Here is a 24,438-nt window from a genome sequence, read left to right as displayed (position 1 = left end):
CGATTCGGCCGAACCCCGGTTTCGTTCCGGCTCCGAAGTATCTATACCAGTCGCGTCCTCAGCCCCTCGTATGGAAACAGGGATCGTTCTGCTGAACTTCGGCGAACCAGCGACGCCCGACCGTGACGTCGTCCTCGAGTACCTCACGCGCATCTTCTACGACAACGCCTCGCTCGAGGACGTCGAGTCGGACGAGGCGGCGTGGGAGCGCTCTCGCGAACTCGCCAAGCGCCGACTGCCAAGCCTGATGGAAGAGTACGAGGAGATCGGCGGCTCGCCGCTGCAAGAGCAAGCCGACGCCCAGGCGGCCGCTCTCGAGGAGGAACTGGCGACGCGTGGCCACGACGACGTGACCGTCTACCGCGCGATGCAGTTCATGGAGCCGTTGATTCCCGACGTCGCCGCGGAACTCGCGGACGACGACGTCGACAGGGTGCTCGCGGTTCCGATCTACCCGCTCTGTGGGCCGTCGACGACGGTCTCGTCGATCGACTCGCTCGAGTCGTCGATCGACGATGTCGACGGCTACGAGCCCGAGTTCCAGTCGCTGACCGGCTGGCATCGCTCACCGATCTACAACCGGCTCAGAGCCGACGGAATCAGGGAGTTCCTCGACGAAGAGGGACTCGATCCGAACGATCCCGATACCGTGTTCGTCTTCTCCGCTCACGGCACGCCGACGAAATACCTCGAGGAAGGCAGCCGGTACGACCAGTACGTCGAGGAACACGCCGAGGCGATCGGCCGACTCCTCGAGCTCGACGACTACGAGATCGGCTATCAGAACCACTCGAATCGGGATATCGACTGGACCGAGCCCGAGACCGAAGACGTCGTCGAAGAACTGGGCCGTACCGACGCGGCCGAGCGCGTCATCGTGGAACCGATGAGCTTCATGCACGAACAGTCCGAGACGCTGGTCGAACTCGACGTCGACCTCCGTGAGGACGCCGAAGAAGTTGGTCTCGAGCTCCACCGCGTCCCGGTGCCACACGATGATCCGCGCTTTGGGGAACTGCTTTCGGATCTCGCCGAACCGTTCGTGTCCGGACTCGAGCCGTCGTACTACAACCTCCGGCCGTGTCAGTGTCGCGACGAGCCGGGGACGTACTGTCTGAACGCGGGGCTACCGCCCCAGCAGTAGGAAATCGTCTTACTGCGACGCGTTTTTCGCCGTCTCGAAGAAGGCAGCGACGTTCTCGACCGGCGTGTTTCGATCGACTCCGTGACCGAGATTGAGGATGTGCCCCTCGTCGCCGGCAGCATCGATGACCTCGCGGGTCCGCTCGCGAACGTCCTCTGGATCGCCGTAGAGCAGCGCCGGATCGAGGTTCCCCTGAATCGCGACGTCGCCGACCGCCGCGAGCGTCTCGCGAGCCTCGGCGATATCGACCGTCCAGTCCAGCGCGACCACGTCGGCGCCGCTCTCGGCCAGCAACTCGAGGTTGGCCCCCATGTTCCTGGCGAAGACGATCGTCGGGACGTCGACGGCCTCGAGGATTTCCTGGTGAAGCGGGAGGAGGAACTCGCGGTAGTCCGCCGGCGAGAGCAGTCCAGCGTAGGTATCGAACAGCTGGAGCGCGTCCGCGCCCGCCTCGACCTGATAGGTGACGTAGTCGACGAGCACGTCGGTAAAGGCACGCAGCAGCCGTCGGAACGCCTCCGGGTGCTCTGCGCGGAGGCGTCGGATTTCCATGAACGTCCGCGAGGGCGTCCCCTCACACGCGTAGGCACCGAGCGTGAACGGCCCACCGGCGAAACCGAGGACAGCCGCCTCCTCGCCCAGTTCCGACGAGAGCCGCTCGAGGAGGTCGCCGACGTACCACAGTTCCTCGCGGACGTCGCCGCGCGGTCGGTCGGTGTCGGCCGGCGACTCGACGGGGTTCTCGACGACCGGGCCGACGCCCGACTCGAGGTGATAGGCGAAGTCCAGCGGCTCGAGGACGGTCAGAATGTCGGAGTACATGACGATTCCGTCGGGCTGGAACCGCTCCCAGGGCTGGAGCGTGATCTCGGCGGCGAGCTCGGGCGTCGAAATCGCCTCGAGAAAGGAGTACTCCGCCCGCAGCTCGCGATACTCGGGGAGGTACCGGCCGGCCTGTCGCATCATCCATACCGGTGGCCGGTCGGTCCGCCCGCCTCGGGCTGCCTCGATGAACCGTTGTTTCATACCCGCCCCTTGTTCGAGGCCGAGCCTAATAGTTTTGAAACCGGGTGAAACGGTGGTATCGGTCCTCGTGCGGTCGATAGATGTTGCCGGCTCCGATCGTAACGTCTCTTCGACGCCGACCGTCCCCTCGATTCTTCCCTCTCCGTACGATCGGGATGGTGACCGGAAACCGAAATAAACCCGCTCGAGGTGGTCGTTTTCGGGCGCTAACAGTAAAGGATGACCCGCCCGTTGGCCCATGTATGGACTTTACACTCTCGGCCGAACAGGCACAGATTCGGGATATGGTCGCCGAGTTCGTCGACGAGGAGGTCGTTCCCGTCGCAAGCGAGATCGACCACGACGACGAGTTTCCCCGCGATCTCGTGAGCGAGATGGCCGAACTCGGGCTCATGGGGATGCCGTTCCCCGAGAAGTACGGCGGCGCGGGGCTCGACTATCACTCCTACGCGATCGGCCTCGAGGAGATCTCTCGTGCCTCTGGCGGCCTCGGAACGGTGGTCGCGGCCCATATCTCGCTCGCGGGGAACATGCTCTACGAGTTCGGGGACGAAGACCAGAAACAGGAGTACCTCGTCCCGCTCGCGGAAGGACGTGATATCGGCGCGTTCGCGCTCTCCGAAGCGGGCGCAGGAAGTGACGTGCCCGCGATGGCGACTACTGCACAGAAAAGCGAGGCGCAAAGCGCCTCGGAACGGAGTAGCGCGGAACAGCGTTCCGCGGACCATTCGAGCGGGCAAAGCCCGCGAGAAGACGGCACAGCCGCGGAGAAAGACGGCGACGAGTACGTCGTCAACGGTGGCAAACTCTGGATCTCGAACGGCTCCGTTGCGGATACGATCACGCTGTTCGCGAAGACCGATCCCGAAGCGGGCAACGAGGGCATCTCCTCGTTTATCGTCCGGCCCGAGGAGGACGACGGCTTCATCGTCGAGGGCACGGAGGAGAAACTCGGTGACAAGGGCTGTCCCACCGCCGAGTTGCGGTTCGACGACATGCGACTCCCCGAAGACCGGCTCATCGGCGAGGAGGGTGAGGGCTTCGTGCAGGCGCTGAAAACGCTCAACGGCGGACGGATCACCATCGCGGCCCGTGGCGTCGGCATCGCCCGCGCGGCTTTCGAGGAGGCCCGAGAGTACGCGAACGAACGCGAGCAGTTCGGCCAGCCGATCGGCGAGTTCCAGTCGATCAAACACAAGCTCGCGGATATGGACACCAAGATCCAGGCCGCGAAAATGCTCATGCACAAGGCCGCAGACAAGAAAATCCGCGGCGAGAACTACATCAAAGACGCCGCCCAGGCCAAACTATACGCCTCGGAGATCAGCCGCGAGGTCGCCAACGAGGGAATCCAGATCCACGGCGGCTACGGCTATACGAAGGACTTCCCCGCAGAGCGGTTCTACCGGGACGCCAAACTCAACGAGATCTACGAGGGCACGAGCGAAGTGCTCCGGAACACGATCGGCGATCAGTTGCTCGAAACGTAGCCGACCGGTTCGAGGCGTGGCATCGGTCGCTCGAGGAATCTGGCATCGATCATCAGGTATGGCGTCGGGTCCTCGAGGAACGAACACCCGATCGAACTATCGGGGGCTGTACCGACCCGTTCGCTCGCCTCCTGGGCCGTGTCCGTCGTCGGGTCGCCGTCCGGTTCCGGCGTCGTCTGCGTCGCCGCCCAGACGGTCGTCGTCGAAGACGTCGATGTGGTGGATCGCACTCGGTGAGAGCAGTCGGTTGCCCTCGAGTTCGATCCAGCCGTTGGCGTGGACGATGATCGGCCCCTCGTAGAGCGGGTCCTGGGAGGTGGCCTCGTCGTAGACGACTGCCTCCTGGTACGCCGACGTGAACGGGAGGTCGTCCTCGGAGAGCATCGATTCGCGGGAGATCAGGGGTGGAAACGGGAGCACGGTTGTGAGAGAAGAATCACCGTAAAACCATATATGTTTTCTCGATTCGATCGGGTCTCTCTCCGAGCGCACGACCGACTCGAGGTTCGGACCCGTCCCGTCGGCTATCGAGTCGGATCCTCGGCGTCGACGCACTCGCGAACCCACGCGACGTGGTCTCGCATCCGGCGTTCACCCGCGTCGGTGAGCGCGTAGACGTCGTGGATACCCTGCGTCCGCTTCTCGACGAACCCCGCGTCCACGAGTGCCGACAGCGAGCCGTAGAACGACTTCGGCTCGAGGCGGTCGTCGTAGTGGGCTTCGAGTCGAGATTTGAGTTGCTGTCCGCGCAACGGCCCGTCGGCCACGAGAAGAAAACAGACGTCCCGGCGACGTCCGCTCTGGAGCCACTTGCTCATACCGCTTGACGGGCGGCGATCGAGTCGAACGTTACGGTTTTGCTCGAGATCGGTTTTCACCCGAACTGATGGTCTGCGGGGCCACAGCGGCGGATCACGCGGCCCGTCGTCGGAGTTCGGTGACGGTCGCCCAGAAGATAGCGCCAGCGAGCGTGATCGCGACGACGAGTGGGGTGCCGACCTCGAGGAGAGCGCCGCGGCCGTGGGTTCGAAGCTCGTGGCGGACGAGAAACCAGCGTCCGTCCGGGTCACCGATCACGACGGTTCCCGAGCCAAACGCGAGCGAGAGGATGACGATCCCGAAGAGAGCCGTCACGAGCAGGGAGAGCGTCCCGACTGCGCCCGCGGTCACCGAGGAGAGAAGCGACGAACCGGGTTCGGGTTCCATTCGCCGATCCGGTGGGGGGTAGATTCCAAACCCCTGCTCGTCGTCGGGAAGCCCCGACACGCGAACGTCGGCGGGGTACCGACACAGCGCGGCGGCGATCCAGACGTCTCCCACCGAACCGGCGACGTTGGCCGCGAGGACAACGAGGAGAAGCGGCGTCGGATAGACCGCCACGAGGGCCACTCCGCCCGCCGTAATCAGCGCGAGCGGCGCGAGCAAGACGACGATCAGTTGCGTTCGGGTGTAGTTCGTGCCCTCGGTTTCGGCATAGGCATACGGCAACAGGAAGTGTGACACGCCGATTCCGAATCTCGGCGCGTTCCCGAACCGTGTCATCGCGAATCCGTGGATCGTCTCGTGGAGGACGACGACGAGCGCGACGAGGACGCCCAACGCGAGAAGCCAGAGGACCGTGCCCGTGGGTGACGGCGGCGCGATCACGATCGGCTCGAGTGGCCGTCCGCGTGCCACCGCGAGAACGTGCCCGAACGCGTAGGCGGAGACGAAGAAGCCGACGACCGAGACTGCAAGCCACGCGATGGCGATCCGTGACGTGAGACGGATCGTCGCGAGCGGGCGGGCGGTCCTGTTGCCGGGCGATCGGTCCACGCACCCGACTCCAGAGGCGGGCGAAAAATCGGTATCGGTATCGATCGCCGTCGACGAAGACCGACAGATTCCCGGTGGTTGCCCACCGACGGTCGCGTATGACCGAGGAGCGAACGGCCGAAGAAAACGGGATCGTGGCGAGCTACGACGAGACCGAGACGGAGCGAGTGCTCGAGTTTCGGGCGGCAGGCGAGAGAAACCCAGACGACTCGAGTCAGCGAACCGATGCCCCGCCAGGGTCGACGGCGGCGATCGCCCAGAACCGCGACGGGTACGCCATGTTGAAGGTCAGGCCGACGGCCGAGGGCGACGAACTCGAGCGCTACTACGGATTCGACATGGCGCTCGACCACGTCGCCGACCTACTCGGCGTCTCCCCCCACGACCTCCCGGTACCGGAGGCGGCGAGCGACATGGGAATGTGAGCTGGCTGACGTCCGTCGAAGACGACCGAGTCACGCGAGCAGCGAGGCTCGCCGCCGGACTGGAGACGTCCTCCGATCTCGCGGGTTGGGGAATGTCCCGTTCCCACGGCTTTGGCCGTGTCCGTCCCAGCGGCTCCGTAGCCGTGACCACTAGCGAATCGCCAGTCGCGCTCGACCGAACCGGTTCGCCGATCGAAAACCGGATCCACTCGAGTTGACTCCCAGAAGGTCGTCAAAAACGGGAATCATAAATACGCGGAGGCGAAGGTTCAGACGAGAACAGTCGTGGCCCCAGATTCGTTTCCCCGACCGATCCACACGCGTCGGCGGTTCTCCGGACTGCTGGCAGCGACCGCACTCGGCGTCTACCTGCTGTTGATCGTCGGCGCGACGACGTCGCTGACGGACGCCGCCTCGGCGTGTTCGACCTGGCCGACGTGCCATCCCCCCGCAGATCCGTTGAACCAGACCGAACTGGCGATCGCCTGGGGCCACCGACTTACCGCCTTCGTCGTCGGCATACTCGTCGCGACGACCGCCGTCGCCGCCGTCTTCGGCGACGCGGCGACGCGAGTCCGCGTGGCCATCGTCGCCGGTGCGATTCTGTACGCAGTTCAGGTCGCCATCGGTGCCGCGACCGCGACGCTCGGCCCGGCCGCGATCACACCCGGCTTACACCTCGGACTCGGCGTCGTCGTCTTCACCGCCATCGTCCTCGCGCTTGCCTGGGATCTCGAGATCGCCACCGGTGATGACGACGACGCGATCACGTCCCCGGAGCCGGAACCGGTCGAACCCGACGCAGTGACTGGCGAACGGTCACTCCCCGCGGGGGGGCTCGCGAGAGCGAAACTCACCGCGTTTGCGTACTTCAAGATGATGAAGCCGCGGCTGATGTGGTTGCTCTGTCTCGTCGCCGCTGCTGGGATGGCCCTCGCTGCCGGCCCAGCCCTCGACGCCGCGACGATCGTCGCGACGCTCAGCGGCGGCGTGCTCGCGATCGGCGCGTCGGGGACGTTCAACCACGTCTTAGAGCGCGACGTCGACCAACAGATGTCCCGCACGGCGGATCGACCGCTCGCGACCGACCTGATCCCCGTCAGGAACGCGATGGTCTTCGGTCTGGCGCTGACCGTCGCCTCGATCGCCGTCTTCCTGACGATCAACGCCCTCGCCGCGGCACTCGGGCTGGCCGCGATCCTCTTTTACAGCGTCGTCTACACGCTGTTGCTCAAACCCAACACCGTCCAGAACACGGTTATCGGCGGCGCGGCGGGTGCGTTACCCGCGCTGATCGGTTGGGCCGCCGTCACCAACGAGATCGGGCTTCCCGCGCTCGCACTCGCGGGTGTCATCTTCCTCTGGACGCCGGCGCACTTCTACAACCTCGCGCTCGCCTACCGGGACGATTACGCCCGCGGGGGTTTCCCGATGATGCCCGTCGTCCGCGGCGAGACGGAGACGCGAAAGCACATCGTCTACTACATCGCGGCGACGCTCGTCGCGACGGTCGGACTCGCCTGGATCACCGACCTCGGGGCGCTGTACGCCGCGACGGTCGCAATCTTCGGCGGGATCTTCCTCTGGGCTGCCGTCACCTTACACTTCGAGAAAACCGAGTCGGCGGCGTTCCGGGCGTTTCACGCCTCCAACGCGTTCCTCGGCGCTGCACTCGTCGTCATCGTCGTCGACGCGCTCGTCCTGTAGCCCCGAACACCGTCGATTTCGGACGTCGAAGACGACACCTCTAACCGATCCGGTTTCGTAGTTCGAGACATGAATCGCCGCGCGTTTCTCGTCTCCGCCGCCGGCTGTGGAGTCACCGCGGTGGCCGGCTGCAGCTCGCTGTTCGAGGCCTCTCGACCGGACGAACTCGAGGGTATCGACCCAGAGAGTCAGCTTTCGACGCCGACGCTCGGATCTGGCGACGTGACCGTCGACGTCTACGAGGACCTGGGCTGTCGGTACTGTCACGAGTTTCAGGCCGACGTCTTCCCCGACCTCGAGGCGTCGTACCTCGAAACTGGCGGGATCACCTACCGCCACTTCGACTTTCCCGTCGAGGCCGCCGATGAGTCCGTCGCGATGGCAAACGCCGCTCGTGCCGTCCAGGCCGAGACGGGGACCGACGACGACTCGAACGGCCAGTTCTTCGAGTACAGATCCGCCGTCATAGAACACGACGACTGGAGCGACGAGGCGCTTGCAGAACTCGCCGAATCGGTCGGCGTCGATCCGGCGTCGGTCTCGAGTGCGCTCGCAGACGAAACCTACTATCCGACGCTGGCCGCAGACTGGGACCGTGGCGCTGAGGCTGGCGTTGAGCGGACGCCGACGGTCGTCGTCGACGGCGAGATCGTCGACGAACCGCTCGAGTTCGACGAAATTTCCGACGCGATCGACGACGCGTCCTGACGGTATCGCCGCCGATTCATACGGTTTATTGTAGATTATTTCCGGTGAGACCGCGACCCGGACGGCGGTCTCACCGGTACATCGCTGCAGTAATCCGTATCAGTTAGCCCAAAAGACAGCGTCGGTGAAGAACGGAGCCCTTATCCCTCGAGCTGGCGCGCCTCGTCGATCCGTCCGAACTGGTCGTCGGTGAGCTCGATCTCGACCGCGCCGACGTTCTCCTCGAGTTGCTCGGGCGTTCGAGCGCCGACGATCGGGACGCACGTGAATCGGTCCTGTTCGATGAGCCAGCGGACCGAAACTTGGGCAGGCGTCGCGTCGACCTCGTCGGCGACCGCTTCGACGGCCTCGAGGACGTCCCAGGCCTGCTCGGTCGTGTACCACTCGTCGAACATCTCGTCTAAGCTCCCCCGAGAGCCGTCGGGCGCCTCGACGGAGCCGTCCTCGGCGCGGTCGTACTTGCCGGTGAGGAAGCCGCCAGCCAGCGGCGAGTACGGACAGACCGCGAGATCCTGGTCGGCACAGACGTCGAGGTAGTCGGCGACCTCGTCGTACTGGGCCGCGTTGACCATCGGCTGGGTAACGTCGAAGCGCTCGAGTCCCTCGACGTCGGCGGTCCACAGCGCCTTCGTCAGCTGCCAGGCAGCCATCGTGCTCGCGCCGAGGTAGTGGACCTTCCCCTCCTCGACGAGCGTGGTCAGCGTTCGGAGCGTCTCGCGGATGGGCGTGTTCTCGTCCCAGCGGTGAATGTAGTAGAGGTCGAGGTAGTCCGTGTCGAGACGATCTAAGGTACCCTCGATCTGTGTGCGGATGTGTTTACGCCCGAGGCCGGAGTCGTTCGGTCCGGGTTCGCCCCAGCCGTCGAAGGGGAAGTACACCTTCGAGGCGAGGACGACGTCCTCCCGGTCGTGGTCGGCGAGCCACTCGCCGATCCACTCCTCGCTGAGGCCGTTCGGGTTGCCGTAGACGTTCGCGGTGTCGATGAAGTTGATCCCGTTGTCCCAGGCCGTATCGAGGAGGTCGTGGGCCTCCTCGCGGTCGGTTTCGACGACGCCGCCGGATTGCATCCCGAAGCGCCAGGTTCCGAAACAGATCTGCGAGACTGTCGTGCCGGTGTTTCCGAGCGTGGTGTACTCCATACACGACGGTCTCGTCGCGGGAAATAAAATGGGTCGGAAACCGGTGAATTCGTCGTGAAAGTGAGTACAAATGTAGTATATTTTCGAGAGGGTCGAACGCCGGGTGGCTCCGTACGCAGTCGTTTCCCTGGCCTACGGGAACCCCTACCGAACCGACGGCAACACGTCTTCCTCGTAGAACTCGAGGGCGTGCTCCTGGTCGGGGCCGATCTGGTGGACGTAGACGTGATCGTAGCCGGCGTCGGTCGCCTGCTCGATGCTTTCGACGTGTGCCTGCGGGTCGGGATCGGTGGTCGTGCCCGACTCGGCGACGTCCTCACGGTCGACCAGTCGTGCCGCCTGCGAGAAGTGAGCGGGGGTCGGGAGTTCCTGGGCGAGTTCGCCCGGCAGCGAGCCGTTGGGCCAGTACTCGAGGACTGTGTCGATCGCCTCGTCTTCGGTTTCGGCGTAACACGTGTGAAGCTGTGTGTACGCGGGCCCGTCCCCACCGGCGTTCCGATACGCCTCGACGACGTCTCCGTTCGGGCCGGAACACCAGAGACCGTCGGCGTGTTCGGCGGCCCACCGAGCCGTCTGTGGCCCGAAGGCGCTCGCGATCGTCTTCGGCTCCTCGTCGGGAACCGTATAGAGGCGGGCGTTCTCGACGGTGTAGTGTTCGCCGCGGTGACTCGTCGTCTCGCCGGACCAGAGGTTGCGCATGACCGCCATCGCCTCCTCTAACATCTCGAGGCGGACGTCGTGTTCGGGCCAGCGGTGGCCGGTGACGTGTTCGTTCAGATTTTCGCCGGTCCCGACGCCGAAGGTGAAACGACCGTCGAACATCTCGGCGACGGTGGCGACGGCGTGGGCGACGTTGACGGGGTGGATGCGCATCGTCGGACAGGTGACGCCGACGCCGACCTCGATCTCGTCGGTCGCCACCGCGATCGCGCCGAGAGTCGACCAGACGAACGGCGACTCCCCCTGCGCCGAGATCCAGGGGTGGAAGTGATCGGAGACCGAGACGAAATCGAAGCCGATCTCCTCCGCGCGGCGGGCGTATTCGACGAGCTCCATCGGTCCGTGCTCCTCACTCGAGAGGGTGTATCCCAGTTCGACCATGCGACACGGCTACGACGGACGCGTCGGTAACGGTTGAGCCTGCGACGGCACGAACGCACCTCGAGTCGCAACCGGGTGTGTTGCGGCGAGAATCGAACCCCTTACCCGCTCCGAATGGGTATCGACGCGCATGGAAGCCGTCGTCGAGGCGAGTGAGCTTCGGAAATCCTACGGCGAGACGGTCGCCCTTGCGGGCGTTTCCGTGGCGATCGAACGCGGCGAAATCTTCGGGTTGATCGGACCGAACGGAGCCGGAAAGACGACGCTGGTCCGGGCGCTGACGGGGACGACGGTGCCGGACGCTGGGACCGCACGAGTACTCGAGGAACACCCGTCGGCGACCGACCGAAACCGGCTTGCGGTCCTCCCGCAGGCGTTCTCGCCGCCGGATCGGCTCACCGCCCACGAGTTGCTCAGCTACTACGCGGGGCTGTACGACGACGCTCGCGATCCCGAGGAGGTACTCGCAGACGTGGGCCTCGCCGACGCCGGCGACACGTGGTACGAGAACCTCTCCGGCGGGCAACAGCGGCGGGTCTGCGTCGGGGCGACGCTCGTCAACGATCCCGACGTCCTCTTTCTGGACGAGCCGACGACCGGTATCGACCCCGCGGGTCGGCGGACGGTCTGGCGTCTGATCGAATCGCTCTCCGCGGGCGGGACGACCGTCGTCCTTACGACACACGACATGGCGGAAGCCGAACGCCTTGCCGACCGCGTCGGCTTGCTGGCCGACGGCGCGCTCGTCGCCGACGGAACGCCGACCGATCTCGTGGACGAACACGGCGGCTCGAGTCGGCTGACGATCGAGACGGCTGCGAAACCGGCGGCGTTCGACGAGCTAGCGTATCCGGTGGAACAGCCGGCCGACTCGAGAGGGGGCGAGAGCCGCTCGCCCGCGACGGACTCGATCGTCGTCAGGGCCGTCACCCCCCCGGAGATCGGCGACGTCGTCGATTACCTCGAGGAACGGGAAATCGCGTACTCGGGACTCGAGTGGACAGAACCCGGACTCGAGGAGGTCTATCTCGAACTCGCGTCCCGGGCCGAACTCGGCCGGACGGACGCGGCGGATCGGAACCGCGGCGGCGAGCGCGAAACCGAAACGCGGGACGACGAACAGACGTCGGCGGGTGAGACCGCGTGAGTCGGATCGATCGGGTGCGTGCGGAGACGAACGCCGGCTGGCGCTCGTTCGTCCGTCGGCGAACCGCCGTCTTCTTTACGTTTTTCTTCCCGGTGATCCTGATCGTCATCTTCGGCGCGTTAGTTCAGACCGACCCGACCGGCGGCGGGCTCTTCGCCGAGCCCGCAGCCTACTACGTGCCGGGGTATCTCGCCGTCGTCGTCCTCTTTACGCCGCTCTCGCGGATGGGAAGCGAGGTCGCCCGCCACCGGGAAGGGAACCGATTCGAGAAGCTCGCGACGACGCCGTTGACTCGCGGCGAGTGGTTGCTCTCTCAGACGCTCGTGAACGCGATCATCATCGGACTCGCGAGCGTCCTCATTCTGGTTCTCGTAGTCGTACTCACCGGCGCCGACATCGTCGTCTCTCCGGTACTCGTTCCCTACGTCCTCGTCGGCGTCGTCTGTTTCTGTGGCGTCGGTGCGATGCTCGGCAGTTACACCGACTCCCAAGACGGCGCTGTCGCTGCGAGCAACGCCATCGGCCTCCCGCTGCTCTTTCTCTCCGAAACGTTCGTTCCACTCGAGCAACTGCCCGGCTGGTTCGGACCGCTCGTCGAACTCTCACCGCTGACCTACTTCGCTCGCGGGGTGCGGGCGGCGACTTTCCCGGAAGCGGAGCCGGCCGGCGTCGCCGGTGTCGATCCGGCACTGGCAAACCTCGTCGTCCTCGCGACGATCGCAGTCGTCGCCTTCGCCCTCGGCGCGCGCTCGATTCCGCGAACGGACTGATTCGACGCCATCGCCATCGAAAGTTAACACACGGCTGATTTACCGCTGTCTCTCCCCGTGGATTGACGAACCATCGCACTCCGGGCCGAATCGGATCGGACGATTTACCCTTCGACATCGAAGGTTCTCACGTCGGCGGACACCCGAATCGAAACGGAGAAGGACAGTTTTATTCGATGGGGTTCGAAAGCAAGGATTACGATGGATGGTGGTGGCGATAATGCTGGCGAAACCGTTCGAAAACCACCGAGCCGTGCGGTCGTCGAGGCAGTCGCGGAGGCAGAGGGGGTTTCACCTGACGAGTTGCAACCGCCGGAGTACGAACCGCTCCACGCGGTCGTCGACCCGGACGCACTCGATTCGTTGTGCGCAAATCGGCCCACGACGGACTGTAACGTCTCGTTTCGGTTCTGTGGATACGAGGTCACCGTCGGCGAGGACGGGACGGTCGCGCTCACAGCGAACACCACCGACGGGGACTCCGACTGATCGCGTTCGGAAACAGCAAGACAGATACGACGTCCCGTCCAATCGAGACCAATGGCAACTGCGGGTGCGAGACGGCGACTTCGGGAGCGCCCGATCGGAGTTACGATCCTGTTGACGATCGTCGGATATGCGTTGGTTATCGGGACGTTCGTCCTCGATATTCCGATCTATCCGGATCTCACGAACGCACAGATAAACGCACTTACCCACGCGATCGCAGCCATTAACTCGGTGACGCTGGTTCTCCTCGTACTCGGTTGGTACTGGATCCGAACGAACGAAATCGAGAAACATCGGTTCGCGATGGTCGGTGGGTTCGTACTCATCATCTTCTTTCTGGTCGTCTATCTGATTCGCGTCGGCGGGGGCGGCGAGAAACTCTTCGTCGGGCCGGATGCCGTCTACTACACCTACCTGATCATGCTGGCGATTCACATCGTCCTCTCGATCGTCGCCGTTCCGGTCGTCCTCTACGCGTTGATCCTCGGGCTAACACACACTCCCTCGGAGCTTCGGGAGACCTCTCACGCTCGAGTCGGGCGCATCGCCGCCGGCTCGTGGATTCTGAGTCTCTTTCTCGGAATCGTCACGTACCTGATGCTCAACCACATCTACAGCTACGAGTTCAGTTCGATGCTCGTGTTCTGACTGTCCGGCGGAGCCTCTTTACGCGTGGCTCACGACTAGTTCAGTCAAAATGGCGTCGTCCAACGGAACCGGGTCGGAACTCGAGCGTCGGGACCGCCAGCAGCAACTGGTCGCGGACCTCTCCGATCTGGCGCTGTCGGAGGCCCCACTCGAGGAGCTATTCGAGCGAGCCACCGACGCGATCGCCGAAACGCTGTCGGTCGATTCGTGTGTAGCTCTCGAGTCACGGTCGGAAGGCCGGTTTCACGTACAGGGCGTCAGCGGTACGATCGACGAGGACACCACGTCGACGGTCGTCATCTCGGAGCCCAACACTCGCGTCCGACAGGCGTTGACGGTCGACGCCCCCGTCGTCGTCGAAGACGTCCGAACGGACGAACGCGTCACCGATCTCGATCGCGGATACGAACGCAACGTGCAAAGTGGCATCAGTGTGGTGGTCGGACCGGATGACGATCCCTGGGGTGTCCTCGACGTGCGCAACGAGGCGTACGCCGAGTACACGGACGCTGACGTGACCTTCGTCGGGATCGTTGCGAACGTTCTCGCATCCGCGGTCGAGCGCGAACGAGCGAACCAACGACACCACGAGGAGATGGAACTAACGGACGAAATCGTCGAAACGACTCCGATCGGAATCACGCTCGTCGATTCGGAAGGGACGTACGTGTTTGCAAACGAGCGAGCCGAAGAGCTGCTCGGCCGACCGATCGAGGAGGTGCGGTCGTACACACACGACGACGATCGGTGGAATCTCGTCGACGAATCGGGCGATCCGCTGGCCAGTGAAGAGCTTCCGTTTTCGATCGTCAAAGAGAGCCAAGAGCCAGTCTACGGCGAAGTCATCGGCGTCGACCAACCCGATGGAACCCGCGTCTGGCTCTCTACACACTGTCGTCCACTGTTCGACACCGACGGCTCGTTCGACGGCGCGGTGTACGCCCTTCAGGATATCACCGAACGAAAGCGTCTCGAGACCAGACTGGAGGAAATTCTCGGACGGATAGACGACGCCGTCTGTGCGTTCGACGAGGAGTTTCGGTACACGCACGTCAACGAACGCGCGGAGGAGCTTCTCCAGCGCTCGGAGTCCGAACTCCTGGGAGAGCAACTCTGGGAGCAGTTTCCGGAGGCAGCGAACCAGGAGATCGTCCGTGAGAGCTTCGAGACGGCGATGGGCACCCAGGAGCCGACCAGCTACGTCCACTACTTCGATCTGGCCGAGCGCTGGCTCGAGGTAACGATCTATCCCTCCGAGACGGGAGCGTCGGTCTACTTCCGGGACGTTACCGAGCGAAAGGAGTATCGCCGACGCCTCGAGGAGTCGAACGAACGACTCGAGCAGTTCGCATACGCGGCCTCTCACGATCTCCAGGAGCCGTTGCGGATGGTCTCGAGCTACCTCCGGTTGATCGAGGACCGTTACGGCGACGAGTTAGACGAGGACGGCGAGGAGTTCATCGCGTACGCCGTCGACGGCGCCGAGCGCATGCGCGAGATGATCGATGGCTTGCTGGCGTTTTCACGGGTCGAGACCTCGGGGAGACCGTTCGAACCGGTCGACCTGAACGACGTACTCGCGGACGTCCGACGGGATCTGCGATTTCAGATCGAGGAGAGCGATGCGGAGATTACCAGCGAATCACTTCCACGCGTTCGGGGCGACGGCAATCAGTTACGTCAGGTCTTCCAGAACCTGCTCTCGAACGCGATCGAGTACACGGACGACGAACCGCCCGCAGTTGACGTCTCCGCGAAACGCGACGGTGACAAGTGGATCCTCTCGGTTAGCGACGACGGGATCGGTATCGATCCCGCCGATACGGACCGGATATTCGGTGTTTTCGAACGACTCCACTCGGTCGACGAGCGCTCCGGGAGCGGGATCGGCCTCGCGCTCTGTGAGCGCATCGTCGAACGTCACGGCGGCGATATCTGGGTGGAATCCGAGCCAGGCGAGGGATCGACGTTCTCGTTTTCGCTTCCGGCCCATCCCGAATCGACGGTGACGAGGTCGGCCTGATACGGTTTCCTGTCGGTCAGTGCCGGCGCACCTGCGACCCCTGGGGCAGGTGTGTCGGTCCATCGAGATAGCAACCCGTCTGAACGATCGGTTCATCCCTCGAGAGAAACGAACCGGCGACCGTCCTCAATCGATTCGGATCGCCGGCTTCCCCGGGCGGGCTTTCGTCGTCTCCGAGCCCTCCGCACAGCGAACGACGACGTCCGCACCGAACTCGTCGGCGACCAGCCACCGGGCACGCTCGAGCAGCGTTCGCTCGTCGTCGAAGGTCAAGGGTTGATCCATGCCGCCTTTGGACGCACGATCGAGTAGCGTCCCGACGACCGTCGCGACGGTCTCTCGAGACGGTGTCTCGAGATCGCCGACGGATACGCGATCGACCACGCTCGGGACGTTCACGTCTCCGTCGGCCTCTTCTGTGAGCACCGCCGCGACGCGGTAGGTCCACGCCGGAGCGACGACGAGTTCGATCCGCTGGGGTTCGTCGATGTCGGCCACGTCGACGATGTCGCGGACGTCCTCGAGGGTTCGCTCGACGAGTCGACGCTCGCTCGCGTAGTTCGACGGCTCCGTTCGAGGCTCCGGCCAGTCGGCTTCGACGACCAGCCCTTCCCCCCGAAGCTTGTTCCACAGTTCCTCGCCGAGGTGGGGAGCCATCGGTGAGATCAACGCTGCGAGGGTCAACAGACCGTGACGATAGACCTCATCGTGTGGACGATCGTACGCCAGATACCGGCGAAGGAGTCGCGCGAGTTCTCGAATCTCGGTCGCAACACGGTGGAACCGGAACCGTTCGTACTCCTCGGTGACCGCGACGATGGTTCGATCGATTTCGCGTGCGATATACTCGTCGTGGTTGCGTCGTTCGACACGGGTATCCGCCGCCTCGACGAACTCGGTCGCCATCCGGTAGAGGTTCTGCTGGAGGTCGTACGCACCGCGAACGTTGTTCGCGGTCCACTCGAAGTCCTGTTCGGGATGGGCCGCAGAGAGGACGAACAGCCGCGTCGTCTCCGCACCGTACTCGAGGGGCGCGACGACGTTGCCCTTCGACGTGGACATCTTCTCGCCGTCGTAGAGCACCGTCCCCTGACTGACGAGTCGCTCGACCGGCTCTCGCTTCTCGATCAGGCCGATATCGGCGAGTGCGCGGGTCATAAACCGGATGTACAGCAGGTGGAGGATCGCGTGCTCGTCGCCGCCGACGTAGACGTCGATCGGGAGCCACTCGTCTGCACGTTCGGCGTCGAACGGTGCCTCCGCGAGATCGGGGGAGAGAAACCGCAGGAAGTACCACGAGGAGTCGACGAACGTGTCCATCGTGTCGGTCTCCCGACGAGCGGGGCCGCCACACTCGGGACAGGTCGTGTGTCGGAACGAGTCGTGTTCCTCGAGTGGGTTCCCCGTCGTGCGGACGAACTCCGGGAGTTCGACCGGAAGCTCCTCGTCGGGGACGAGCACGTGTCCACAGTCCTCGCAGTGGACGACCGGGATCGGCGTCCCCCAGTAGCGCTGTCGCGAGATCAGCCAGTCCCGGAGCCGGTAGGTGACGTCCGCCTGAATCGCGTCGTGGTCCGCGACCAGTCGGTCTCGCGCACGTTCGCTCTCGAGGCCGTCGTACTCGCCGCTTCCCTCGAGGATGCCCTCGCCGGTGTACGGTTCGTCCTCGAGCGTCTCGTCACCAGCAGTGTCGTCTTCGGTCCCGGAGACGACCACGCGTTCGATCGGCAGGTCGTGCTCGAGTGCGAACCCGTGATCGCGCTCGTTGTGGCCGGGAACGCCCATGACGGCACCCGTCCCGACATCCTCGAGTACGTAGCCGGCGACGTACACCGGCAGTTCCGCTCCCGTCAGGGGATGGACCGCCGTCACGTCAGTCTCGACGCCGGAGAAGCCGACCTCGTCGGGCCCGCGCTCGCGGACCGTCTCCACGTAGTCGGCGACGTCGTCGGTTCGGTCGGCGAGCGCTCGGGCGAGGTCGTGTCCGGGCGAGACGGCGAGGTACGTCGCCCCGTAGATCGTCTCCGGTCGGGTGCTGAAGACATCGACGGCGTCGATCGCCCCGTTCGGTTCGTCACCCTCGTCGTCGCCCGTGACAGGGGTCGACAGTTCGAAGCCGATTTTCGCGCCTTCTTGGCGGCCGATCCAGTTTCGCTGAATCTCACGGACGCCCTCGGGCCACCCCTCGAGGTCCTCGAGACCGTCGTGGAGCTCCTCGGCGTACTCCGTGATCGTGAAAAACCACTGGTCGAGTTCGCGTTGCTCGACAGGCGTATCACACCGCCAGCAGATCCGATCATCATCCCGTTCGTCGACCTGTGCGTCGGCGAGTACCGTCTCGCAGTCGGGACACCAGTTGACCGTCGCCGCCTCGTACTCGACGAGCCCCGCCTCGTACAGTCGTTTGAACAGCCACTGGTTCCACCGGTAGTACTCCGGCTCACAGGTCGTGATTTCTCGGGACCAGTCGTAGCCAAAGCCCAGCGTCTCGAGTTCCTCTCGCATCCGGCGGATACACGCTTTGGTCCACGACTCCGGATCGCTCGCACGCTCGTAGGCGGCGTTCTCCGCGGGGAGACCGAACGCGTCCCACCCCATCGGATGGAGGACGTCGTCGCCACACATCCGCCGATATCGGGCGTAGGCGTCGGTGATCGCGTAGTTGCGAACGTGGCCCATGTGAAGCGTCCCGGAGGTGTACGGAAACATCCCCAGGACGTACGTCGGGTCCGTCGCGTCGTCCGGAAGCTCGTAGACGTCGTCGCGCTCCCAAACGTACTGCCAAAACTCCTGTACCTGCGCGTGATCGTAATGACTCGGCATTGGGACCCCGTTGTCCACCACTCGGAGTGCCGGCTATATCATTGTTGGCCACTCGAGGCACGAACGAGCGGGCCGGATGGGAGAGTTCGTGAGAGACCGCCGACCGTTCACCGCGCCCCAGCGGGCGTTCCGGCCGGTGCCCTGCGTCCGGCAGCGTACGCGATGTACGCCGCCAACACAGCGCCGACGAGTCCCGAGACGACGTTACTCCAGACGAGCGCCTCCGCGGCCACCTCGAGGCCCTCCATCGCGAACTGGCCCTCGAGTGCGAACGGAGAGACCAGTATCCACAGCGCCAGTAAGGCGACGAGAGACATCACGCTCGTACTGGTCGGGTGTGCCGTGATGATCCGGTAGAAGTTGTAGCCAGCTAAGAGGAAGATCGCTCCGCCGACTGCGACGTTGTTCCACGCGAACTCCGCGGCCGCCTCGTAGACGAACGGTGAGATCGCGATCCACAGACCGACGAGGGAGACGACCCCGCTCAACCACTTCTGTCCCTCCGGTTCGCCCTGGTCTCGCATCTGTGCATCCCCTGTTTCCGGGTCGCTCGTCGTGGATTCACTCATGATCGATCGACAGGCCGGCGATAGCCCATCGTCGCTCAAAATGCGCGGTGACTGTTTCCAGCAACGCCCTCGAAACCCGCTCACGCGGTGATCTGTGCCGTTCGGTCGACTCGAGGTTGGGATCGCCAAGCCGACGTTACTCCGGGTCGATCGTCCACCGAACGGATCCCCATCGTGGGAGTAATCGCGTCTTACCTGCGTCGTCGACATTTACTGGCGTTCGGTATCAATTCGATCGACGTGTCGCCGATACTCGAGCGTTCGAACCTGGTGTCTCGGGACATCGTCGGTCCGTCTTACTTCGAGGGAAAAGCGGCAATCCGACTCGAGACCGGCGTCTCACCGGTATACTACCCTCTGGCGACTTCGGCAGAATAGTAGGAATCATTACATAGTCCCGGGCGGATTCGAACCGCCGTCCTGAGCTCCAAAGGCTCAGATGATTGGCCACTACACCACGGGACTGAATCCGACAACTACTGGTTGGAAACAGAGCGGCTTATGAGTTATTGTTTACTCTTGCTCGGTCGGTGAGAGCCGGTCAATCTGCGCTATTTCGGCATATCGGTGGCAGCTTCGACAGAGACAAACGACGTTATCGAGTGTATGTGCGAGTTGTGGATCGTTGAATTCCCGAACTGGTTTTATGTGGTGAACGTCTGGCTCGTGACCGATCTCCTCCCGGGTAATGCCACAGTGTTGGCACGTATGATCATCCCGTTCGAGTGCTTTCCGCCTTACTTCCCTCCAGCGTCCGTTATAAGGATTGTCAGTGTCTCCCCACTGATCGGAGAGCCAAAGATTGAGACAGTTTCGACTACAGAACCGTACCGGATCACGCTCAGCTTTCGATTTCAGTACTGTTGATATCCTTCCGCAGAATTCACAGACTCGTTTCACTCGTTCGATCTCATGATATTCGTAATACGGGGTGCCGAGAAACCGATTTGCATCTTCGACACAGGTTGAACAGTACAGTCCCGGTTTATCGGATGGATAATACTCAAATTCCGAATCACAGAGCCGACACGTAGACGTCTCCGTCCCGCCCTTCCAGTTTCCGTTGTGTTCGCCCGCGTTCGGATTGCACTCCTCGCAGAATATCCGGCGCGCTTTCGGATCGTAGAACTCCGTTTCACACCCTTTGCACGTCCGGTTCGGCAGCGGCTTCCCGTGCACCTTGGTGTGATGCTGGCGCATTCCCTGCTCCGTCCGGAGTGTCTTCCCGCACGTCGGACAGTCCACGCCGGCGTTGGCCTCGGTATCGTATATAAACTCGAGGACGGGGGAACGGCCCCGTAGCTTGAAAGCCCTTCTCGAGAACGACGAAGCTGCACTTGAGGATCGAAGGTCCCACGCGAAGAACAATTCGCTCCGAAACGGGGTCGATTTCGCGAACCCGACTACAGGTAGCCTTCGTCGGCCAGCCGCTCGATCCCTTCCTCGAGTCGCTCCTCGCTCGCGGCGTAGGAAATTCGCGCGTAGCCGGGCGTCCCGAAGGCACTCCCCGGGACCGTGGCGACGTGGGCGTCTTCAATCGCGCCCTCACACCACGCCTGATCGTCGTCATCCACTGGGAGCATCATGTAGAACGCGCCCTCGGGCACGGCGACGTCGACGTCGTGTTCGGCGAGTAGATCCACGACGAGGTCGCGACGCTCGTGGAAGGCCTCGGTCATCTCGTCGACGGCCTCGTCGGTCTCGAGGGCTTCGATGCCGGCGTGCTGGACGAAGTTCACCGCGGAGGAGACGGAGTGGCTGTGGAGTTTGCCGGCCTGGTCGATCAGTTCCTCGGGACCGGCGAAGTAGCCGAGTCGCCAGCCGGTCATCGAGTACGCCTTCGAGAAGCCGTTGACCGTGACCGTGCGGTCGGCCATCCCCTCGAGCGTGCCGAGGCTCGTGGGCTCGACGCCGTAGGTGATCTCCTTGTAGATCTCGTCGGAGATCACCGTAACATCGTGCTCGACGGCCAGATCGCGAACGCCCTCGAGGGCGGCGTCGGAGTAGACCGCGCCGGTGGGGTTCGACGGCGAGTTGACGATCAGCAGTTCCGTCTCGTCCGACACTGCGTCGGCGAGGTCGTCGAGTGCGGGCTCGAGCTGGAAGTCGTACCCGGAGAGGTCGACCCGCGAGAGCGAGCCACCGGCCATCTTCACCATCGCCTCGTAGGAGACCCAGGCGGGATCGAGCAGCACCACTTCGTCGCCGTCGTCGACGAGAGCGCTGACGATCTCGTACAGCGCCTGCTTCGCGCCGGGTGTGACGATGATCTCGTCGGTCGTGTGATCGAGGCCATCGTCGGCGAGTTTGTCGGTGATCGCCTCGCGAAGCTCGAGGATGCCGGCCGACGTGGTGTAGCCGGTGTGGCCGGCGTCCATCGCGTCTTGTCCGGCGTCGACGATGTTTTGCGGCGTCGGGAAGTCGGGTTCGCCGACGGAGAGGTCGACGACGTCGGCGCCGTCGGCCTCGAGTTCGGTGGCGAGTGCTGAGATCGCGAGGGTTGCGGACGGTTCGACTCGGGTTACGCGGTCGGTGAATTCCATCGTCATCGTATCACTGTGGGTCGGGTAGTTCGGACACGAGATCGAGCGCGCCGTCGACGGCGTTCGCCGCGTTCTCGACGCGTTCCCGTGCTTCGGCGGCTGACATTCCGGGGCCCGTCACGCCGAGGGTAACGGGTGTATCACGCTCTACGCTGACGTCGGCGAGACGCTGTGCGGCGGCGTCGGTGATCACCTGATCGTGGTCGGTGTCGCCGGTGATGACGCTCCCGACGACGGCGACGGCGTCGACCGCCTCCCTGCGCGCGAGTCGGTCGGCGGCAAGCGGCGCGTCGTAGACGCCCGGCACGCGGACGGTCTCGAAGACCTCCGCACCAGCGGCGTGTGCAGCATCGAGCGCCTCCTGCTCCATCTGCTCGGTGATCGGCCGGTTGAACTGCGCGACTACCAGTCCGAGCGTGGTCATACGCGAGCGGTGGAGAGGGCGGGTAAAAGAGGTACCGTTCTCCGCCGAACTCGCCGGATCGCTCGACGCGGTTGGTTGGGTCGACTCCTCGCCTCGAGTTGCGTTTCACCGTGTCTCGAAGTCGAACTCTTCGATGGGGGTGGACTCTTCGAAGATCGTCGCGATTGCATCGTACTCGTCGTCGACAGCCCCCATCTCGTCGGGAGGCGTCGTCTGTGCGGACTCGGTCCGCCTTCTGACGTCCTCGGAAACGTCTCCGTGGATCCGATCGAACGGAAAAATGTTACCGGTTCCGTCATCGACCTGAACGAAAAATTTCGTACGTTCCACCAGAGCCCGTCCGCTCCAACTCGAGAATCGTCTCGAAGACGTCGTTATCGCGTTCGACGTGCCCATCTACGACCGTTATCTCCGCACGACTCGAGTCAGCGAAACAACCGGCTGTTGCACTCGCCGTCAGCACCGCTCCTGCCGAGAGAACGGATCGTCGGTACATAATCATGAATTCAGATGTACTGGTGTTCGTTTTGTCGCTCTACCACGGTTGACGATCACGCTCGAGATTCGCACCGAGGCTGAAGGTAGACGGGACAGCGTAGGTGGTCACCGAACACGTATAAGGCCTCTCACCAGTGGATCTCCGGGTGAAAGAGTGACCGATTTTAGCGTGGGTTGTCTCTCACCCCTCGGAAGTGTTCGCCGTTCCCTCGTCCGAAAATTCGGATGCCCTGGGAAACATGCCTCTAATCAACCCAACATAATTATGGAAATACTTATATAAAATGAGGGATGTGTTTCGATTAGAACGTGGAAATGATTGACAGGGGTGGGAAGACAGTTGATGAGGGTGCGAAACCGACGAGACGACGCTTGCTGGCGGGAGCCGGTCTTATTGTCGCAACTGGGTTGGCGGGGTGTTCAGATCTCAGGGATCAACGATTCGAAGCGACACCCGTGGTTATTCCGGAGGCCGACCGCGAGGCGTTTGGATACGCCACACTAGCCGACGAGTCGACCACGCTCGAGCGCGAGCAAGCCGGTATTTCCGTCACAATTACGAGCCACGGGGCAGTGTACGCACCCGACTTCGATGAGGACGACTGATGGCGGCAAGAAAACGAAAGAGCATTCGGAAAAACGTCATCGGTAGTTTTACCCACGAAACCAACGCAGGTGGCCTCAGCGACGGCGGCCTCATCGTCACGCCAGCGGATGTCGGCGCTGAAACGATCGAACTCGGTTTCGCCGACGGCGGCGCAGTTGATCTCCTCGGCACGGAGGCGTCGTTTCTCGTCCCGACGGAAGCACGCGCAATGGACGGCGAGCCGCTGCCGGGTATGCTGTTCGCGAGCGCGACGTCGACTGGCGTCGACGCGTTCCAGAACACCGGCGGTGAGGGACTCCTCATCGAGCAGCCGTGGCGCGTGTTTCCAAACGAGTCCTGGACCGAGGAATACGACGACGAGACTGGTGACGGGTGGAGCCCAAGCACGGCGTGGATCCCTGGCAGCACTTGGGATCCCGCCGAATCCAAATCAGTCTCCACGTTTATTCCGACCGATGAGGCTACGTTCGCCTCTCGGCTAGGTGTCGAGACGCGTGAACTCCGCGACCGATTTGGCCCGTATCGGACAGTCGAGGCGGACGAGGAGCTTCGAACCGACGAGTTGTTGATCGCTGCGTTCACGGACGACCGCACATTCCCATCAACACCGCTGACGTCGCCCGACCGGATCGATATCGGGCAGTTGTTCAATGCGGGCATATCCGCCCCGTTGTCGGGAGCGACGTTCGGCTTCAGCGTTCTCGCTACGCCAAACGCGAGCGTCGCCGGACAGAACCTCAACCCCCTTGCCGGGCTCGAGTTCGAGGAAATCTTCGCCCACGAGGAGGTTCGCGACGTGCTGCGCCGGGCTGGAGTTACCGACGCGCGAACAGTCGAGTGGCTCGTCGGGCCCGACGCCGTCGATGGTGACCGCGTCCCGCCGCTCGTGGCGAATCCGGATCCGATCCTCGAGGCCGATCCCGCCACGACACTGCTCGACGACGAGGTCGACCTCCGAACATTTGTTGGCGTGTTGAACGGGCAAGTCGGCCCCTGGGCGATCGCTATCCACGCCGCACGACTAGTTGACGACGATATCGTACTTGCCACGGGCATCAACCGCCGACCCGTCGCCGATACAGATGCGACTGGCGTGCTCGACGGGGAGACACTCACTCGAGCACGTGAACGGACTACTGCGACGATGGTGACGCTCCGTAAAGCTGGCGGCGACCGGTGAACTCCCCCTGCTACTCACTGTGGCTACCGCCGTCCGCTCCTTGGGACAGGGGCTTAGTGACCTCTAGGGCGGTGGGGCAGAATGGGTCTCATAGCGTGATGTTAGGACTAGCGACATCGTTTCCACGGTGATAATTGGCGAGAGCAACGGTTAGACGAAGGT

24 protein-coding genes and 1 tRNA gene are annotated in these 24,438 nt (G+C 63.6%); 12 read left to right on the top strand and 13 right to left on the bottom strand.

Annotated features, from left to right (window positions below; all coding sequences use genetic code 11):
- The first annotated feature begins 70 nt into the window (after positions 1-70).
- Positions 71-1,144: a ferrochelatase gene (gene hemH, locus GRS80_RS04920; RefSeq protein WP_160046599.1), complete on the top strand. Its 1,074-nt coding sequence runs from the start codon at positions 71-73 to the stop codon at positions 1,142-1,144.
- A gap of 9 nt (positions 1,145-1,153) precedes the next feature.
- On the opposite strand, the gene hemE is transcribed toward hemH, so the two are convergent.
- Positions 1,154-2,170: a uroporphyrinogen decarboxylase gene (gene hemE, locus GRS80_RS04915; RefSeq protein WP_160046598.1), complete on the bottom strand. Its 1,017-nt coding sequence runs from the start codon at positions 2,168-2,170 to the stop codon at positions 1,154-1,156.
- A 242-nt stretch (positions 2,171-2,412) separates the two neighbouring features.
- Between hemE and GRS80_RS04910 the strand changes: the two genes are divergently transcribed.
- Positions 2,413-3,660 (top strand): acyl-CoA dehydrogenase family protein, encoded by a 1,248-nt coding sequence (locus GRS80_RS04910; RefSeq protein WP_160046597.1) that lies wholly within the window; start codon positions 2,413-2,415, stop codon positions 3,658-3,660.
- A 96-nt stretch (positions 3,661-3,756) separates the two neighbouring features.
- On the opposite strand, the gene GRS80_RS20315 is transcribed toward GRS80_RS04910, so the two are convergent.
- The 3 genes from GRS80_RS20315 to GRS80_RS04895 form a co-directional block, all read right to left on the bottom strand.
- Positions 3,757-4,044 carry a hypothetical protein gene (locus tag GRS80_RS20315; RefSeq protein ID WP_235019665.1) on the bottom strand — a complete coding sequence of 96 codons (288 nt, stop codon included), beginning with the start codon at positions 4,042-4,044 and terminating at the stop codon, positions 3,757-3,759.
- Positions 4,045-4,184: 140 nt separating this feature from the next.
- The gene (locus GRS80_RS04900; RefSeq protein ID WP_160046596.1) at positions 4,185-4,478 is read right to left on the bottom strand and encodes a PadR family transcriptional regulator; all 294 of its coding nucleotides are present in this window, start codon (positions 4,476-4,478) and stop codon (positions 4,185-4,187) included.
- A 94-nt stretch (positions 4,479-4,572) separates the two neighbouring features.
- Complete coding sequence (locus tag GRS80_RS04895) at positions 4,573-5,475, bottom strand: DUF3267 domain-containing protein (protein WP_343161454.1); 903 nt, start codon at positions 5,473-5,475, stop codon at positions 4,573-4,575.
- Positions 5,476-5,573: 98 nt separating this feature from the next.
- Here GRS80_RS04895 and GRS80_RS04890 point away from each other — a divergent pair, with 98 nt between their 5' ends.
- The 3 genes from GRS80_RS04890 to GRS80_RS04880 all read left to right on the top strand — a co-directional run bounded on the left by GRS80_RS04890 (position 5,574) and on the right by GRS80_RS04880 (position 8,315).
- On the top strand, positions 5,574-5,900 hold the full coding sequence (locus GRS80_RS04890) for a hypothetical protein (RefSeq protein ID WP_149082469.1): 327 nt from the start codon (positions 5,574-5,576) through the stop codon (positions 5,898-5,900).
- Between the two features lie 285 nt (positions 5,901-6,185).
- Positions 6,186-7,607: a heme o synthase gene (locus tag GRS80_RS04885; protein WP_343161453.1), complete on the top strand. Its 1,422-nt coding sequence runs from the start codon at positions 6,186-6,188 to the stop codon at positions 7,605-7,607.
- A gap of 69 nt (positions 7,608-7,676) precedes the next feature.
- On the top strand, positions 7,677-8,315 hold the full coding sequence (locus GRS80_RS04880) for a thioredoxin domain-containing protein (protein ID WP_160046595.1): 639 nt from the start codon (positions 7,677-7,679) through the stop codon (positions 8,313-8,315).
- Positions 8,316-8,455: 140 nt separating this feature from the next.
- Here GRS80_RS04880 and GRS80_RS04875 read toward each other — a convergent pair whose 3' ends face one another.
- Positions 8,456-9,454, bottom strand: a complete 999-nt coding sequence (locus tag GRS80_RS04875; RefSeq protein WP_160046594.1) for an aldo/keto reductase — start codon at positions 9,452-9,454, stop codon at positions 8,456-8,458.
- A gap of 144 nt (positions 9,455-9,598) precedes the next feature.
- Complete coding sequence (locus tag GRS80_RS04870; protein ID WP_160046593.1) at positions 9,599-10,555, bottom strand: TIGR03557 family F420-dependent LLM class oxidoreductase; 957 nt, start codon at positions 10,553-10,555, stop codon at positions 9,599-9,601.
- A gap of 130 nt (positions 10,556-10,685) precedes the next feature.
- Here GRS80_RS04870 and GRS80_RS04865 point away from each other — a divergent pair, with 130 nt between their 5' ends.
- The 5 genes from GRS80_RS04865 (at position 10,686) to GRS80_RS04845 (ending at position 15,632) form a co-directional block, all read left to right on the top strand.
- Positions 10,686-11,702, top strand: a complete 1,017-nt coding sequence (locus GRS80_RS04865) for an ABC transporter ATP-binding protein (RefSeq protein WP_160046592.1) — start codon at positions 10,686-10,688, stop codon at positions 11,700-11,702.
- Positions 11,699-12,472: an ABC transporter permease gene (locus tag GRS80_RS04860; protein WP_343161452.1), complete on the top strand. Its 774-nt coding sequence runs from the start codon at positions 11,699-11,701 to the stop codon at positions 12,470-12,472. Before GRS80_RS04865 ends, GRS80_RS04860 begins: the two co-directional genes overlap by 4 nt.
- A gap of 201 nt (positions 12,473-12,673) precedes the next feature.
- A complete protein-coding gene (locus GRS80_RS04855) occupies positions 12,674-12,961 on the top strand; it encodes a HalOD1 output domain-containing protein (RefSeq protein ID WP_160046591.1) in 288 nt (95 codons plus the stop codon).
- A 51-nt stretch (positions 12,962-13,012) separates the two neighbouring features.
- Positions 13,013-13,609, top strand: coding sequence for a DUF420 domain-containing protein (locus GRS80_RS04850; RefSeq protein ID WP_160046590.1), 597 nt, complete (start codon positions 13,013-13,015; stop codon positions 13,607-13,609).
- A gap of 49 nt (positions 13,610-13,658) precedes the next feature.
- Entirely contained in the window at positions 13,659-15,632 is a 1,974-nt protein-coding gene (locus tag GRS80_RS04845; RefSeq protein ID WP_160046589.1) for an ATP-binding protein, read from the top strand.
- Between the two features lie 126 nt (positions 15,633-15,758).
- Here GRS80_RS04845 and leuS read toward each other — a convergent pair whose 3' ends face one another.
- From leuS to GRS80_RS04810, 7 genes are all read right to left on the bottom strand, one after another.
- On the bottom strand, positions 15,759-18,455 hold the full coding sequence (leuS, locus tag GRS80_RS04840) for a leucine--tRNA ligase (RefSeq protein ID WP_160046588.1): 2,697 nt from the start codon (positions 18,453-18,455) through the stop codon (positions 15,759-15,761).
- 107 nt (positions 18,456-18,562) lie between these two features.
- Positions 18,563-19,024 carry an SPW repeat protein gene (locus GRS80_RS04835; protein ID WP_160046587.1) on the bottom strand — a complete coding sequence of 154 codons (462 nt, stop codon included), beginning with the start codon at positions 19,022-19,024 and terminating at the stop codon, positions 18,563-18,565.
- A 392-nt stretch (positions 19,025-19,416) separates the two neighbouring features.
- Positions 19,417-19,489, bottom strand: a tRNA-Gln gene (locus GRS80_RS04830).
- A 48-nt stretch (positions 19,490-19,537) separates the two neighbouring features.
- Positions 19,538-20,269, bottom strand: coding sequence for an HNH endonuclease signature motif containing protein (locus GRS80_RS04825; protein WP_343161485.1), 732 nt, complete (start codon positions 20,267-20,269; stop codon positions 19,538-19,540).
- Between the two features lie 158 nt (positions 20,270-20,427).
- Positions 20,428-21,573: a pyridoxal phosphate-dependent aminotransferase gene (locus GRS80_RS04820; RefSeq protein ID WP_160046586.1), complete on the bottom strand. Its 1,146-nt coding sequence runs from the start codon at positions 21,571-21,573 to the stop codon at positions 20,428-20,430.
- Positions 21,574-21,577: 4 nt separating this feature from the next.
- On the bottom strand, positions 21,578-21,991 hold the full coding sequence (ribH, locus tag GRS80_RS04815) for a 6,7-dimethyl-8-ribityllumazine synthase (RefSeq protein WP_160046585.1): 414 nt from the start codon (positions 21,989-21,991) through the stop codon (positions 21,578-21,580).
- Between the two features lie 105 nt (positions 21,992-22,096).
- Entirely contained in the window at positions 22,097-22,321 is a 225-nt protein-coding gene (locus GRS80_RS04810) for a hypothetical protein (RefSeq protein WP_160046584.1), read from the bottom strand.
- A 624-nt stretch (positions 22,322-22,945) separates the two neighbouring features.
- On the opposite strand from GRS80_RS04810, the gene GRS80_RS21080 reads away from it, so the two are divergent.
- Both GRS80_RS21080 and GRS80_RS04800 read left to right on the top strand, forming a co-directional pair.
- On the top strand, positions 22,946-23,095 hold the full coding sequence (locus GRS80_RS21080) for a hypothetical protein (RefSeq protein ID WP_160046583.1): 150 nt from the start codon (positions 22,946-22,948) through the stop codon (positions 23,093-23,095).
- The gene (locus tag GRS80_RS04800; protein WP_160046582.1) at positions 23,095-24,276 is read left to right on the top strand and encodes a hypothetical protein; all 1,182 of its coding nucleotides are present in this window, start codon (positions 23,095-23,097) and stop codon (positions 24,274-24,276) included. Before GRS80_RS21080 ends, GRS80_RS04800 begins: the two co-directional genes overlap by 1 nt.
- Positions 24,277-24,438 lie beyond the last annotated feature (162 nt).

The organism is Natrialba sp. INN-245 (assembly GCF_009807105.1).
Lineage (GTDB): Archaea > Halobacteriota > Halobacteria > Halobacteriales > Natrialbaceae > Natrarchaeobius > Natrarchaeobius swarupiae.
Note: the sequence above shows the minus strand (reverse complement) of the source record. Positions and strands in the feature narration are given on the sequence as shown.